The organism is Streptomyces sp. NPDC024555, assembly GCF_055559335.1.
This window is the reverse complement of sequence record NZ_JBVHKV010000008.1, coordinates 153,492-167,439: the sequence shown is the minus strand read 5'-3', so window position 1 is coordinate 167,439 and position 13,948 is coordinate 153,492. Positions and strand designations below refer to the sequence as shown.

Here is a 13,948-nt window from a genome sequence, read left to right as displayed (position 1 = left end):
GGGGAGCCGGTCCGGCCAGCTCCTTGACCAGCGTGAACTCGGTGATGCCGGGCGGGTAGTCCACCACCCGCCCGGCCACCTCGTAGCCCCGGGCCCGGTAGAAGTCCGGGGCCTGGAAGTCCCAGGTCTCCACCCGCGAGCGGCCGCAGTCGTGCTCCTCGCGCGCCCGCCGCTCCGCCTCGTCGAGCAGCCGGGAGCCCAGACCGGCCGAGCGGTGCCGGGCGTCGACCCAGAGCAGGTCGACATGGAGCCAGTGCGCCCAGACATGACCGGCCAGCCCGGCGGCGATCCGCCCCTGCCCGTCCAGCGCCCAGATCTCCAGCGGGACCTCGTGCGCGGCGGGGGTGTCACGCAGCGCGCGGATCCGGGGCGAGCGCGCGGTGTTGTCGTCGCGCAGCCGGCTGTGCAGCAGCCGACGTCGTTCTTTGTCCACTTCTGTCTCAAGACGGAACATGAACCCCACCCTAGGGGCGTCCAGCCGGTCAGTTCTGTGAATTCCCTTCCGCCGCACGCCCCCACCCGTACCCTGATGCTCAGCACCGGTGGGGGCCGGTGCTGATTCAGGGGTACGAGACAGCCGGATACGGCGTCCGGGCGGAGGGCGGTCACACCACACGGCGGCGGCCGTGGACCGCGGACCAGCTCCCCGCTCCGGGCGTCGTATCCGTGCCGGTCCGGCCCCGCCGGGGGGTGGGCCGCGTCGGCACCCCAGAGCGCACAGCATGGGGGTGCCTGTGGTCCGTATCCGGGTTCTCGTGGTCGACGACCACCGCATTTTCGCCGAGTCGCTCGCCGCGGCACTCGCCGCCGAGCCCGACGTCGACGTGGCCGCGGCCGGCAGCGGTCCGGCCGCCCTGCGCTGTCTGGACCGGGCCGCCGCCGAGGGGCGCTGCTACGACGTCCTCCTCGTCGACGCCGAACTGGGCATCCTGAACCCGCCCGGGGCCACCGGCCCGGTCCCGGTGCCCGCCCCCGACAGCGGGGAGAACGGGCTGGTCGACGGCCTCTCCCTGGTGGCCGGGGTCCGCTCGCTGCGGCCCTCGGTGCGCACGGTGGTGCTCGCCGAGAAGGACGACCCGCGCCGGGCGGCGCTCGCCCTCCAGGCCGGTGCCTGCGGCTGGGTCGCCAAGGACAGTTCGCTGCAACGGCTGCTCGCGGTGATCCGCGGGGTGCTGCGCGACGAGACGCATCTGCCGCCCGCCCTGCTCACCGGGGTGCTGCGGGAGCTGATGGCGGACCGCAAGCACCGCACCGAGAGCGAGGAGCTGGTCGAGTCGCTGACCCCGCGCGAGCGCGAGGTGCTGCGCTGCATGGTGGCGGGGCTGGGCCGCAAGGCGGTGGCGGAGCGGCTCTTCCTCTCCCCGCACACGGTGCGTACGCACATGCAGAACGTGCTGGGGAAGCTGGGAGTGCACTCCACGCTGGCCGCGGTGGCGCTGGCCCGGCGGGCCGGGGTCGGCCCGGTCGATCTGGAGCAGGCCCCGCTAGCCGGGGATGTTGTCGAACGGGGCGGTCAACTGGCGTAGCAGACCGGCCAGTTCGCCACGCTGCCGACGGGACAGCTCGCCGAGGATGGCCCGCTCCTGGGCGAGCAGCCCGGCCAGCGACTGATCGGCCTTGTCGCGGCCCTCGGCGGTCAGCCGGACCAGGACGCCCCGGCGGTCGTTGGGGTCGGGGAGCCGCTCGACCAGGTTCTTCTTGGTCAGCCGGTCGATACGGTTGGTCATCGTGCCCGAGGTGACCAGGGTCTGGGTGAGCAGCTGACCGGGGGAGAGCTGGTACGGGGCGCCGGCGCGGCGCAGCGACGTGAGGACGTCGAACTCCCACGGTTCGAGCTGGTGCTCGGCGAAGGCGATGCGGCGGGCCCGGTCGAGATGGCGGGCCAGGCGGGAGACGCGGCTGAGGACCTCGAGTGGTTCCACGTCGAGGTCGGGGCGCTCACGGCGCCATGCAGCGACCAGTCGGTCGACCTCGTCCTCCATGTGGATCAGTGTAGTTGGTCTGTCGACATGAAGTCTCTTGAATCCAAGTCTCTTGACCAGAAGTTTCTCAATACTGAATTCCTTGAGCATGAGTGTCTTGATGGCGAGTCTCTTGACATCGAGATACATGCGGCCGACCCTGGACCCATGACCGCACCCCTCTGGGATCCGCAGCAGTACCTGCGCCACGCGGACCACCGCACCCGCCCCTTCCACGATCTGCTCGCCCGGATCCCCCCGCTCCCCGGGGACCCTCCCCGCATCGCCGACCTCGGCTGCGGCGCGGGCAACGTCACCGCCCTGCTCGCCGCCCGCTGGCCCACCGCCCGGATCACCGGCTACGACACCTCCCCGCAGATGCTGGAGCGGGCCCGCGCCCACGCCACCGCCCGGCTCGACTTCGCCGAGGCCGACGCCGCGACATGGACCCCCGACGAGCCGCACGACCTGATCGTCTCCAACGCCCTGCTCCAGTGGGTCCCCGGCCACGCCGCCCGCTTCCCCGACTGGCTGGACGCGCTCACCCCCGGCGGCACCTTCGCCCTCCAGGTCCCCGGCAACTTCGACCAGCCCTCGCACGCCCTGATGCGCGACCTCGCCGGCTCCCCGCGCTGGCGCTCCCGCCTCGGCGGAGTGCTCCGCCACGCCGACGCCGTCCTCGAACCGGCCGGCTACCTCGGCCGGCTCACCGGCCCCGGCCGCACCGCCGACGTCTGGGAGACCACCTACCTCCACCTGCTGACCGGCCCCGACCCGGTCCTCGACTGGGTCAGGGGCACCGGACTGCGCCCGGTCCTCACCGCCCTGGCCGACGACGAGGAGGCCCGGGACGCCTTCCTCGCCGACTACCGTGAGCTGCTGCGCACCGCCTACCCGGCGGGCCCGCACGGCACGGTCTTCCCGTTCCGCCGGATCTTCGCCGTCTGCCACCGGGAGAAGTAGATGATCACCGCACTCGACCATGTCCAGCTGGCCGCCCCCGAAGGCTCCGAGGAGGCGCTGCGCGCCTACTACACGGGGGTCCTCGGCATGACGGAGATCCCCAAGCCGCCGGTCCTGGCGGCCCGGGGCGGCTGCTGGTTCGCCGCCGGACCGGTCCAGCTGCACCTGGGCGTCGAGGCGGACTTCCGCCCGGCCCGCAAGGCCCACCCCGGCCTGCGCGTCACGGGCATCGAGGCGTACGCGGCGCGGCTGGCCGAACGCGGGGCCGAGGTGGTCTGGGACGGGAACCTGCCCGGACACCGCCGCTTCTACAGCCACGACCCGGCCGGCAACCGCCTGGAGTTCCTGGAACCGGACGGGGCCCCGGCACCGGAGGACCGGTGACGGGGCCCCGGGGGACCGACGTGTGCGGAAGGATCGATCAGTTCAGGATCGAGTACGTGTTCCAGCCGCCGCCGAGCCGGACCGGCTTGGTGAACTGCCCCTGGCCGTTCGAGATGTAGAGCCAGAGGCTTCCGTTGCGGTCGACGCCCACCAGGTCGGCCTTGCCGTCGCCGGTGAGGTCACCGGGCGCGGCCAGCTTGGTGTACGTGTTCCAGCCGCCGCCCACCGGGAACGGCGAGAGGAAGGGGCGGTACTTGTCGCCCGTGCCCCGGTACATCCGGAGCACGCCGCCCTTGTCGCGGGCCAGCACGTCGGTGCGGCCGTCCCCGGTGAAGTCACCGGCGCCGATCACGACCGTGTACGCGTTCCAGCCGCCGCCGACCCGGATCCGGGACGAGAAACCGCTGCCGGTGCCGTTGCCCGGGTAGAGGTAGAGCACCCCGCTCTTGTCGCGGCCCAGCAGGTCGCCCTTGCCGTCGCCGGTGAGGTCGCCGGGGCCGAACACGGCCGTGAAGCCGGTCCAGCCGGTGCTGATCCGGGGCGGGGTGCCCGGCGCGTAGCTGTAGTTGTAGATGCCGCCGTCGTGGAGCTCCATCAGGTCGACCAGGGCGTTCTCGTTGAGCGAGGAGGCGTTGAAGGGCTTGGCGCCCTTCCAGCCGCCGGTGTCGCTCAGCTGGTCGCGGGCGCTCAGCTTGCCGTTGTTCAGCGACCAGTACGCCCAGAGCGTGCCCTTGGTGTCGAGGCCGAGCAGGTCGTTCTTGCCGAAGTCCGGGTTGCCGCCCGCCCCGGCGAGGTGCGAGGCCGAGTTCAGCCCGGTCCCGCCGGCCGTCCGGGCCTTCAGCTCGCCGTTGGCCGTGGACAGGTAGACGTAGACGTCGCCGTTGACCGCGCGCCCGACCAGATCGCCCCGGCCGTCGCCGTCCAGGTCGTCGGTGCCGATGACCTGGTTGTAGATCTTCCAGCCGTGGCCGACCCGCCCCTCCACAGCGTCGAACACCCGCTGCGTCGAGCCCGTGCCCGTGTAGAAGTACAGATCGCCCGAGACGGTCCGCCCGTAGAGGTCGGCGATACCGTCCCCGTTGACGTCGTTCGCCCCGATGAGCTGGTCGTATCTGTCCCAGCCCTTGCCGATGAGGATCCGGGAGGCGAACGGCGAGGTGGCGGTGTTGCCGGTCGCCGGGTAGAGGTACAGCTCGCCCTCGGGGGTGCGGGCCAGCAGGTCGGCGCGGCCGTCGCCGGTGAGGTCACCGGGGGAGAGGACCTTGTTGTAGATCTGCCAGCCCTTGCCGGTCCAGCCGGCGGCGCCGGTGCCGGCGATCGAGGTGCCCGCGCGGAAGGTCAGCGAGCCGTACGGCGACAGGGTCAGCAGGTCCGCGACCCCGTCCCCGTTCTGGTCGCCGACCGGGATGATGTCCTTGAACGCCGAGGGCACCTTGCCGGGGATGTCGAAGGCCCGCTCCCCGCCGGCGCCGCTCGGCGAGACGAGCAGGTCGGAGGCGTAGTCCCGGTAGATCAGGTCGGAGCGGCCGTCGCCGTCGAAGTCCGCCCGCGGCTTCACCGCGGCGGCGGCGCCGGCTCCCTCCTCGGCGGCGGCCTTGCGGCCGGCGGCGGTGGGCTCGGGCAGGTTCAGCACCGGTCGCGGGGCCGAGGCGGCGGAACGTTCCGTCACCGCGTGCCGCGACGACGGTCCGTCGGCCGAGGCCGGGGCGGCCAGCAGCATGCCGGCCGAGAGAACGAGAGCGGTGCAGGCCGCGATCCGGCCCGCGCGCCGGGAGCGCGCCGGACGACGGGTGCTGCCCGTGGAAGTCGTAGAAGTCAAAGTCCCCCCTGGGATACGGACCCGTGGGGCCCCGCCGCGCACCGGGTGCGCGGCGGGGCCCCACGGGCCGATTGTGGATCAGTACAGGTTGACGTACGTGTTCCAGCCGCCGCCGACCCGCGCCCGCGCCGTGAACTTCCCGGTGCCGGTGGAGGTGTAGCGGTAGAGGTCGCCCTTGGCGTCGGCGCCGAGGAGGTCGGCCTTGCCGTCGCCGTTGATGTCGCCGGGCGCGGCGAGCTTCTTGTAGGTGCCCCAGCCGTTGCCCACGGTGATCCGCGAGCCGAACGGCTTGGTCGCCACCCCGGTGCCGGGGTAGAGGTACAGCGTGCCGCCCGGGGTGCGGGCCAGCAGGTCGGTGCGGCCGTCCCCGGTGTAGTCACCGGCGCCGACCAGCTTGTTGTACGCGCCCCAGCCGCCGCCCACCTTGATCCGGGAGGCGAAGGCGGTGCCCGCGCCGTTGCCCTTGTACAGGTAGAGGTAGCCGGAGCGGTCGCGGGCCAGCAGGTCGCCCTTGCCGTCGCCGCTGAGGTCGCCGGGGCCGACCAGCGCGTTGTAGACGCCCCAGCCCTTGCCGATGATGTTGTTGCCGTTGTAGAGGGTGCCCGCGTAGAGCTCCATCAGCTCGGCGGCGCCGTCCTTGTCGAACGAGGACGCGAAGGTGAGGTTGGCCCCGCCGAATTTGTCGCCGACCTGCTGGCGGGCGGAGAGCAGCCCGTTGTTCAACGGGTAGTACCAGAACAGCCTGCCCTTGGTGTCCAGGCCCAGCATCTCGTTCTTGCCGAAGTCCGGGTTGCCGCCGGCGCCGACGAACAGCGAGGCGCCGTTCCAGCCGCTGCCGCCGCCCGTACGGGTGAGGAAGCTGCCCACGCCCGTCGACTCGTAGTAGTACATCGCGCCGGCCGGCGTACGGGCGATGACGTCGCCGAGCCCGTCCCCGTTGGCGTCGTCGATGCCGATGATCTGGTTGTACATGTTCCAGCCCTTGCCGACCTTGGCGGCCTTGGCGAAGGGCTTGGAGACGTCGCCGGTACCGGCGTAGAAGTACAGCTCACCGGCGGGCGTGCGGGCGAAGAGGTCGGCGATGCCGTCCCCGGTCACGTCGTTCGCGCCGACCAACTGGTCGTAGGCGCCCCAGCCCTTGCCCACCAGGACACGGGACTTGAAGGGGTTGCTCTCGACGGCGCCGTTGCTGATGTACAGGTACAGCTCGCCGGCCGGCGTACGGGCCAGCAGGTCGCCGCGTCCGTCGCCGTTCACGTCGCCGGGGCCGACCAGCTTGTTGTAGATGTTCCAGCCCTTGCCGGACCAGGTGGCGTAGCCGGTGGAGTCGGCGCCCCAGCTCTGGAAGAGCGAGAGGGTGCCGGTCGCGGACAGGGTCAGGAACTCGGGGCGCCCGCCCCCGTCCAGGTCGCCGGGGGCGACGATGTCCTTGTACAGCTCCTCGTAGTCGCCGTTGATCGTGTACGGGTGACCCTCGGCGCCGGTCGACGGCTCGACGTACAGATTGCCGTCGATGCCGCGGTACATGGTGTCGCTGTAGCCGTCGTCGTCCACGTCGAGCCGCGGCTTGGCCGGGACGGCGGCGGCGTCGGCGCCCGCGACGCCGGAGGCGCGCGAGGAGCGTGCCGCGGGGTGCTTCGGGAGCGTCAGGGACGGCAGCTGCCCGAGCACGGGCGCGGGCTGGTCGACCGCGGTGCGCGGCGACCGGGTGTCATCGGCCGAGGCCGGGGCGGCCAGCAGCATGCCGGCCGAGAGAACGAGGGCGGTGCAGGCCGCGATCCGGCCCGCGCGCTTCCGGCGCGCGGGCACGACGAGACGGCCGGGTTCCACAGAAGTCAAAGCCCCCCCAGGGGTTACGTGGTGGAACCGGGAGAAATGCCTGGACTCATGCGTGACATGCGCACTGAGGCATTCCCGGGATGTTCACAGACTCTACAACTGTGCACACAGGGAAAGAAGTGCTTTAGGAGTAAACGATGTACGGCGGGCCGGGAATCCCGCGGCGAACCGCTTCCCGGCCCCGCCGCTCAGCTCTTGCGGTGCCCGATCAGCCGGGGCTTGGACTCCAGGTTCTCCAGCCCGTGCCAGGCCAGGTTCACCAGATGGGCGGCGACCTCCGACTTCTTCGGCTTGCGGGCGTTCACCCACCACTGGCCGGTCAGCGCCACCATGCCCACGAGCGCCTGCGCGTAGAGCGGGGCCAGCTTCGGATCGAAGCCCCGGGCCTTGAACTCCAGACCCAGGATGTCCTCGACCTGGGTGGCGATATCGCTGATCAGCGAGGCGAAGGTGCCGGTCGACTGGGCGACCGGCGAATCGCGCACCAGGATCCGGAACCCGTCCGTGTACGTCTCGATGTAGTCCAGCAGCGCGAACGCGGCCTGCTCCAGCAGCTCGCGCGGGTGCCCGGCGGTCAGTGCCCCCGTCACCATGTCCAGGAGCTGGCGCATCTCCCGGTCGACCACGACCGCGTACAGCCCCTCCTTGCCGCCGAAGTGCTCGTACACCACCGGCTTGGACACCCCCGCGCGGGAGGCGATCTCCTCCACCGACGTGCCCTCGAAGCCCTTGTCGGCGAAGAGCGTGCGACCGATGTCGAGCAACTGCTCGCGGCGTTCCTTCCCGGTCATCCGCACCCGGCGGGCCCGCCGGGTCGAAGGGGAACGGGTGTTCTCGCTGCCTGCACTCGATTCGGTCGCCACGTCGTCAATCATGCCGCGTCGGCCCGCGCGGGGTGGCGCCGGGACTCGATCCGGGCGGCGTCCGGCCAGCGCACGTCGTGCGCCCAGCCCAGCTGCTCGAACCAGCGGATGAAACGGGCACTCGAATCGATCTGACCGCGCATCACCCCGTGCCGGGCACACGTCGGATCGGCGTGGTGCAGGTTGTGCCAGGACTCGCCGCACGACAGCACCGCCAGCCACCACACGTTCCCGGAGCGGTCACGGGACTTGAAGGGACGCTTGCCGACCGCGTGGCAGATGGAATTGATCGACCAGGTCACATGGTGCAGCAGCGCCACGCGCACCAGCGACCCCCAGAAGAACGCCGTGGCCGCGCCCCACCAGGACATCGTCACCAGACCGCCCACCAGCGGCGGGATCGCCAGCGACAGGACCGTGAACGACACGAAGTGCCGCGAGATCCCCCGGATCACCGGATCGCGCACCAGATCGGGGGCGTACTTCTGCTGCGGCGTCTGCTCCTCGTCGAACATCCATGCGATGTGGGCCCACCACAGGCCCTTCATCAGCGCCGGCAGCGTCTCACCGAACCGCCACGGCGAATGCGGATCGCCCTCCGCGTCCGAGAACCGGTGGTGCTTGCGGTGATCGGCCACCCACCGCACCAGCGGGCCCTCCACCGCCATCGACCCCATCACGGCCAGGGCGATCCGCAGCGGACGCTTCGCCTTGAACGAGCCATGGGTGAAGTACCGGTGGAAACCGATCGTGATCCCGTGGCAGCCGATGAAGTACATCACCACCATCAGGCCCAGATCGAGCCAGCTCACCCCGCGGCCCCAGGCCAGCGGCACCGCCGCGACCAGCGCCACGAACGGCACGACGATGAACAGCAGGAGCGCGATCTGCTCGATCGACCGCTTGTTGTCCCCGCCGAGCGTGGCGGGGGGAGGAGCCTGACCGCCGGCCGCGGGGGCGGCCTCGATCACTTCGGGGCTGGGATTCATTTGGGGAGTCCCCTGAGGGTAGGAATGCGAGCGGACACCGAGGCTACGGTTCCGTAACCTACGGCGTCGTAAGTATGGCAGCGCGAACGCCCGCCACACGAGAGGACGAGGCGGGGGCACGGACGCGCCCCGTTCGGGGTAGGGGACACCCGCGCACCTGCGTTCGGCCGATCCCCCGGAAGCGGCCGTTCGGGGCGCGAACAGCACCGACAGCACGGACACCTATCCTGGAGAGGTCGGACAGCGCGGTCCGCACCCTGCTTCTCCGGGGTCGCGTCGGCACCGCAGCCGCCGAGGGCCCCGGACCCCGTGCTCAACCACTGCAAGGAGCCGCACACTGTGAGCAGTGCCGACCAGACCCCCGCCGCCAGCCCCGAGCTGCGCGCCGACATCCGCCGCCTCGGCGACCTGCTGGGCGAGACCCTGGTGCGCCAGGAGGGACCGGAACTCCTCGACCTCGTCGAGCGCGTCCGCGCCCTGACCCGCACCGACGGCGAGGCCGCCGCCGAACTCCTCGGCGACACCGACCTGGAGACCGCCGCCCGCCTCGTGCGCGCCTTCTCCACCTACTTCCACCTCGCCAACGTCACCGAGCAGGTCCACCGCGCCCACGAGATGCGCGACCGCCGCTCCGCCGAGGGCGGCCTCCTCGCCCGCACCGCCGACCGGCTCAAGGACGCCGACCCCGAGCACCTGCGCGAGACGGTCCGGAACCTCAACGTGCGGCCCGTCTTCACCGCACACCCCACCGAGGCCGCCCGGCGCTCCGTGCTCAACAAGCTCCGCCGCATCGCCGAACTCCTGGACACCCCGGTCATCGAGGCCGACCGCCGCCGCCAGGACGTCCGCCTCGCCGAGAACATCGACCTCATCTGGCAGACCGACGAACTGCGCGTCGTCCGCCCCGAGCCGGCCGACGAAGCCCGCAACGCCATCTACTACCTCGACGAACTCCACGCCAACGCCGTCGGCGACGTCCTGGAGGACCTCGCCGCCGAACTGGAACGCGTCGGCGTCGAGCTGCCCGCGGGCACCCGCCCGCTCACCTTCGGCACCTGGATCGGCGGCGACCGCGACGGCAACCCCAACGTCACCCCCGCCGTCACCTGGGACGTCCTGATCCTCCAGCACGAGCACGGCATCACCGACGCCCTCGAACTCGTCGACCAGCTGCGCGGACTCCTCTCCAACTCCATCCGCTACACCGGCGCCACCGACGAACTCCTCGCCTCGCTCCGCGCGGACCTGGACGCCCTCCCCGAGATCAGCCCCCGCTACAAGCGGCTGAACGCCGAGGAGCCCTACCGCCTCAAGGCCACCTGCATCCGCCAGAAGCTCGTCAACACCCGCGAACGCCTCGCCGCCGGCACCCCCCACCGCCCCGGCTGCGACTACCTCGGCACCGCCGAGCTGATCACCGACCTGGCCCTCATCCAGACCTCGCTGCGCGCCCACAAGGCCGGCATCGTCGCCGACGGCCGGATGGACCGCACCATCCGCACCCTCACCGCCTTCGGCCTCCAGCTCGCCACCATGGACGTCCGCGAACACGCCGACGCCCACCACCACACGCTCGGCCAGCTCTTCGACCGCCTCGGCGAGGAGTCCTGGCGCTACGCCGACATGCCCCGCGACTACCGGCAGAAGCTCCTCGCCAAGGAACTCCGCTCCCGCCGCCCCCTCGCCCCCACCCCGGCCCCCCTCGACGCCGCCGGCGAGAAGACCCTCGGCGTCTTCCACACCATCCGCGAAGCCTTCGAGCGCTTCGGCCCCGAAGTCATCGAGTCCTACATCATCTCGATGTGCCAGGGCGCCGACGACGTCTTCGCCGCCGCCGTCCTCGCCCGCGAGGCCGGCCTCCTCGACCTCCACGCCGGCTGGGCCAAGATCGGCATCGTGCCGCTCCTGGAGACCACCGACGAACTGCGCGCCGCCGACACCATCCTCGACGAGATGCTCGCCGACCCCTCCTACCGGCGCCTCGTCTCCCTGCGCGGCGACGTCCAGGAGGTCATGCTCGGCTACTCCGACTCCTCCAAGTTCGGCGGCATCACCACCTCCCAGTGGGAGATCCACCGCGCCCAGCGCCGGCTCCGCGACGTCGCCCACCGCTACGGCGTACGCCTGCGCCTCTTCCACGGCCGCGGCGGCACCGTCGGCCGCGGCGGCGGCCCCTCCCACGACGCCATCCTCGCCCAGCCCTGGGGCACCCTGGAGGGCGAGATCAAGGTCACCGAGCAGGGCGAGGTCATCTCCGACAAGTACCTCATCCCCGCGCTCGCCCGCGAGAACCTGGAACTGACCGTCGCGGCCACCCTCCAGGCCTCCGCCCTGCACACCGCGCCCCGCCAGTCCGACGAGGCCCTGGCCCGCTGGGACGCGGCCATGGACACCGTCTCCGACGCCGCCCACGCCGCCTACCGCACCCTCGTCGAGGACCCGGACCTGCCGTCCTACTTCCTCGCCTCCACCCCCGTCGACCAGCTCGCCGACCTGCACCTGGGCTCCCGGCCCTCCCGCCGCCCCGGCTCCGGCGTCTCCCTCGACGGACTCCGCGCCATCCCGTGGGTCTTCGGCTGGACCCAGTCCCGCCAGATCGTCCCCGGCTGGTACGGCGTCGGCTCCGGCCTCAAGGCCCTGCGCGAAGCCGGCCTCGACAGCGTCCTCGAAGAAATGCACGAGCACTGGCACTTCTTCCGGAACTTCCTCTCCAACGTGGAGATGACCCTCGCCAAGACCGACCTGCGCATCGCCCGGCACTACGTCGACACCCTCGTCCCCGACGAGCTCAAGCACGTCTTCGACGCCATCGAGGCCGAGCACGCCCTGACCGTCAGCGAAGTCCTCAAGGTCACCGGCTCCACCGAACTGCTCGACACCAGCCCGGTCCTCCAGCAGACCTTCGCCATCCGCGACGCCTACCTGGACCCGATCTCCTACCTCCAGGTCTCCCTGCTCGCCCGCCAGCGCCGCGCCGCGGAAGCCGGCGAGGAAGCCGACCCGCTCCTCTCCCGCGCCCTGCTGCTCACCGTCAACGGAGTCGCCGCCGGACTGCGCAACACCGGCTGACCCCACCCGCACCGCACGAAGGGGCCCGCCGTCCGCACCGGACGACGGGCCCCTTCCCGTACGACGACCGCCTTCCTCACAAGGCGATGAACGACGCCAGCAGCAGCGCCCCGCCCGCGGCCCCCGCACCCCAGGCCACCCGGGTCCACCGCAGCCCCCCGCCGATCACCAGCGCCGCCAGCACCAGTGCCCCGCCCAACGGCACCCAGGCATGCAGAAAACCGGCCGTCCCGGTCCGCACCACCTCGTCCGTACCCGGCCGCACCACCACGGAGAAACGATCACCCTTACGGGCCGCCACGGACTGGTCGATCGTCACCCGGGACCGCGCCGCGGCCCCCTCCGACGGAGCGAACGGCCCCGTACAGACCTCCTCCCCGCACCCCGTCACCGTCATCGTCCCGTGCTCGCGCCCCTTCGACAGCACGATGTGATGCGCCGAGTCCCACGACGACCACACCCCCGCCACCAGCAACAACGCCACAACACAGAGGACCGCCGCACCACGGGCGTACGACAGGACACGGAGGGAGGAGCTGCGCTTCATGGACGCCGATCCTTGGCCAGCCCCCGCCACACGGTCAAGCCACGGCCGAAAACAGCCCCACTACCGAAGGACATATCAGGAGTTGTACGCGCTCTGCGCCCGCTCCAGACCCTCCGCGAGCAGACACTCCACCGCGTCCGCCGCCCGGTCCACCAGAAACGCCAGCTCCTTGCGCTCCACCGACGAGAAGTCCTTCAGCACGAAATCCGCCACCTGCATCCGCCCCGGCGGACGCCCGATCCCGAACCGCACCCGGTGGTACTCCCCACCGACCGCCTTCGTCATCGACTTCAGCCCGTTGTGCCCGTTGTCCCCGCCGCCCAGCTTCAGCCGCAGCGTCCCGTAATCGATGTCCAGCTCGTCATGGACCGCCACCACATGGTCCAGCGGCACCTTGTAGAAGTCCCGCAGCCCCGCGACCGGCCCACCCGACAGATTCATGAACGACATCGGCTTCGCCACCACCACCCGGCGGCTCAGCGGACCCGGCGGACCGATCCGCCCCTCCACCACCTGCGCCTGCGCCTTCGGCGCCCGCTTGAACTTCCCGCCGATCCGCTCCGCGAGCAGATCGGCGACCATGAAACCGACATTGTGCCGGTGGGCCGCGTACTCGGGGCCGGGATTGCCCAGGCCCACGATCAGCCACGGGTCGGTGGCGTCGGACATCGCGCAGGTCTCCTCGCGTACGGAACGAAAGACGGGACAACCGGTGACCGCGGGCGGACACACGGAAACGGGGCGGCGGAACCCCGGAAAGGGACCGCCACCCCGTCAGTCAAGCAGGTGGGGCGAGGCTCAGGCCTCGTCGCCCTCGGCCTCGGCGTCCGCCGACGGCTCCTCGGCCTGCGCGGCGACGACCTGGAGCACGATGGCGTCCTCGTCACCGGCCAGCACGGAGCCCTTCGGCAGCTCGATGTCCTTCGCCAGAACCGACGCACCGGCGTCCAGGCCCTGCACGGAGACCGTGACGGACTCGGGGATGTGGGTGGCCTCGGCCTCGACGAGCAGCGTGTTCATCACGTACTCCAGCAGGTTGCTGCCCGGGGCCAGGTCGCCCTCGGCCTGCACCGCGATCTCGACCTGGACCTTCTCGCCGCGCTTCACGGTCAGCAGGTCGACGTGCTCGATGTCGCCCTTCAGCGGGTTGCGCTGCACGGCCTTCGGGATCACCAGGGCGTCCTTGCCGTCCAGCTCCAGGCCGATCAGCACGTTGGCGGTACGCAGCGCCAGCTGCAGCTCGTGGGCCGGCAGCGTCACGTGGACCGGCTCGGCACCGTGGCCGTAGACGACCGCGGGAACCTGGCTGGCACGGCGCGCGCGGCGGGCCGCACCCTTGCCGAACTCGTTACGGGGCTGGGCGGCGAGCTTGATCTCGGCCATGACTGCACTCCTCGTCAGGTGACAGAACTACGGATGGTCACCCGGCCCACGACAGGCCTGCTACGAAGAGCGCGTCGATAACGGAGCACCCGTACATGAGTACGGCCTCCCTCGCCGAGCAACTCGCTGAG

Annotated in this window: 12 protein-coding genes and 1 pseudogene; 4 read left to right on the top strand and 9 right to left on the bottom strand. The window is 71.4% G+C overall.

Going from position 1 to position 13,948, the window contains the following annotated elements; genetic code table 11:
• Nucleotides 1-16 precede the first annotated feature (16 nt).
• Nucleotides 17-454 (bottom strand): annotated as a pseudogene (locus tag ACZ4FH_RS15775) (GNAT family N-acetyltransferase); the annotation flags it as partial.
• Nucleotides 455-734: 280 nt separating this feature from the next.
• Between ACZ4FH_RS15775 and ACZ4FH_RS15770 the strand changes: the two are divergent.
• Nucleotides 735-1,526, top strand: a complete 792-nt coding sequence (locus ACZ4FH_RS15770; protein ID WP_467305380.1) for a LuxR C-terminal-related transcriptional regulator — start codon at nt 735-737, stop codon at nt 1,524-1,526.
• Here ACZ4FH_RS15770 and ACZ4FH_RS15765 read toward each other — a convergent pair.
• On the bottom strand, nt 1,485-1,982 hold the full coding sequence (locus ACZ4FH_RS15765; protein WP_467305101.1) for a MarR family winged helix-turn-helix transcriptional regulator: 498 nt from the start codon (nt 1,980-1,982) through the stop codon (nt 1,485-1,487). The two genes, ACZ4FH_RS15770 and ACZ4FH_RS15765, sit on opposite strands and share 42 nt — an antisense overlap.
• Before the next feature lie 147 nt (nt 1,983-2,129).
• Here ACZ4FH_RS15765 and ACZ4FH_RS15760 point away from each other — a divergent pair, with 147 nt between their 5' ends.
• Together ACZ4FH_RS15760 and ACZ4FH_RS15755 are read left to right on the top strand one after the other, a co-directional pair.
• Complete coding sequence (locus ACZ4FH_RS15760; protein ID WP_467305099.1) at nt 2,130-2,924, top strand: trans-aconitate 2-methyltransferase; 795 nt, start codon at nt 2,130-2,132, stop codon at nt 2,922-2,924.
• Nucleotides 2,925-3,308 carry a VOC family protein gene (locus tag ACZ4FH_RS15755; protein WP_467305098.1) on the top strand — a complete coding sequence of 128 codons (384 nt, stop codon included), beginning with the start codon at nt 2,925-2,927 and terminating at the stop codon, nt 3,306-3,308. It begins immediately after the preceding gene.
• 37 nt (nt 3,309-3,345) lie between these two features.
• Here the strand turns inward: ACZ4FH_RS15755 and ACZ4FH_RS15750 are convergent, their stop codons facing one another.
• The 4 genes from ACZ4FH_RS15750 to ACZ4FH_RS15735 all read right to left on the bottom strand — a co-directional run bounded on the left by ACZ4FH_RS15750 (nt 3,346) and on the right by ACZ4FH_RS15735 (nt 8,818).
• Nucleotides 3,346-5,127 carry an FG-GAP repeat domain-containing protein gene (locus ACZ4FH_RS15750; RefSeq protein WP_467305097.1) on the bottom strand — a complete coding sequence of 594 codons (1,782 nt, stop codon included), beginning with the start codon at nt 5,125-5,127 and terminating at the stop codon, nt 3,346-3,348.
• A gap of 78 nt (nt 5,128-5,205) precedes the next feature.
• A complete protein-coding gene (locus tag ACZ4FH_RS15745; RefSeq protein ID WP_467305379.1) occupies nt 5,206-6,870 on the bottom strand; it encodes an FG-GAP repeat domain-containing protein in 1,665 nt (554 codons plus the stop codon).
• Nucleotides 6,871-7,154: 284 nt separating this feature from the next.
• A complete protein-coding gene (locus tag ACZ4FH_RS15740; protein ID WP_383649153.1) occupies nt 7,155-7,841 on the bottom strand; it encodes a TetR/AcrR family transcriptional regulator in 687 nt (228 codons plus the stop codon).
• Nucleotides 7,838-8,818, bottom strand: a complete 981-nt coding sequence (locus ACZ4FH_RS15735; protein WP_467305096.1) for an acyl-CoA desaturase — start codon at nt 8,816-8,818, stop codon at nt 7,838-7,840. The genes ACZ4FH_RS15740 and ACZ4FH_RS15735 overlap by 4 nt, the downstream gene beginning before the upstream one ends.
• A gap of 339 nt (nt 8,819-9,157) precedes the next feature.
• On the opposite strand from ACZ4FH_RS15735, the gene ppc reads away from it, so the two are divergent.
• Nucleotides 9,158-11,887, top strand: coding sequence for a phosphoenolpyruvate carboxylase (gene ppc / locus ACZ4FH_RS15730; RefSeq protein WP_467305094.1), 2,730 nt, complete (start codon nt 9,158-9,160; stop codon nt 11,885-11,887).
• A gap of 76 nt (nt 11,888-11,963) precedes the next feature.
• Here the strand turns inward: ppc and ACZ4FH_RS15725 are convergent, their stop codons facing one another.
• From ACZ4FH_RS15725 to ACZ4FH_RS15715, 3 genes are all read right to left on the bottom strand, one after another.
• A complete protein-coding gene (locus ACZ4FH_RS15725; protein ID WP_467305092.1) occupies nt 11,964-12,434 on the bottom strand; it encodes a hypothetical protein in 471 nt (156 codons plus the stop codon).
• Between the two features lie 75 nt (nt 12,435-12,509).
• Complete coding sequence (gene pth, locus ACZ4FH_RS15720; RefSeq protein WP_383649141.1) at nt 12,510-13,103, bottom strand: aminoacyl-tRNA hydrolase; 594 nt, start codon at nt 13,101-13,103, stop codon at nt 12,510-12,512.
• Between the two features lie 129 nt (nt 13,104-13,232).
• Nucleotides 13,233-13,817, bottom strand: coding sequence for a 50S ribosomal protein L25/general stress protein Ctc (locus tag ACZ4FH_RS15715; protein WP_467305091.1), 585 nt, complete (start codon nt 13,815-13,817; stop codon nt 13,233-13,235).
• Nucleotides 13,818-13,948 lie beyond the last annotated feature (131 nt).

What these genes read in the sequence shown, in the direction of transcription:
- ACZ4FH_RS15745 (WP_467305379.1), bottom strand. Translation starts at nt 6,870, where the DNA reads ATGCTGCTGGCCGCCCCGGCCTCGGCCGATGACACCCGGTCGCCGCGC.
- ACZ4FH_RS15765 (WP_467305101.1), bottom strand. Translation starts at nt 1,982, where the DNA reads ATGGAGGACGAGGTCGACCGACTGGTCGCTGCATGGCGCCGTGAGCGC.
- ACZ4FH_RS15740 (WP_383649153.1), bottom strand. Translation starts at nt 7,841, where the DNA reads ATGATTGACGACGTGGCGACCGAATCGAGTGCAGGCAGCGAGAACACC.
- ACZ4FH_RS15755 (WP_467305098.1), top strand. Translation starts at nt 2,925, where the DNA reads ATGATCACCGCACTCGACCATGTCCAGCTGGCCGCCCCCGAAGGCTCC.
- ACZ4FH_RS15715 (WP_467305091.1), bottom strand. Translation starts at nt 13,817, where the DNA reads ATGGCCGAGATCAAGCTCGCCGCCCAGCCCCGTAACGAGTTCGGCAAG.
- ACZ4FH_RS15735 (WP_467305096.1), bottom strand. Translation starts at nt 8,818, where the DNA reads ATGAATCCCAGCCCCGAAGTGATCGAGGCCGCCCCCGCGGCCGGCGGT.
- ACZ4FH_RS15725 (WP_467305092.1), bottom strand. Translation starts at nt 12,434, where the DNA reads ATGAAGCGCAGCTCCTCCCTCCGTGTCCTGTCGTACGCCCGTGGTGCG.
- ACZ4FH_RS15760 (WP_467305099.1), top strand. Translation starts at nt 2,130, where the DNA reads ATGACCGCACCCCTCTGGGATCCGCAGCAGTACCTGCGCCACGCGGAC.
- pth (WP_383649141.1), bottom strand. Translation starts at nt 13,103, where the DNA reads ATGTCCGACGCCACCGACCCGTGGCTGATCGTGGGCCTGGGCAATCCC.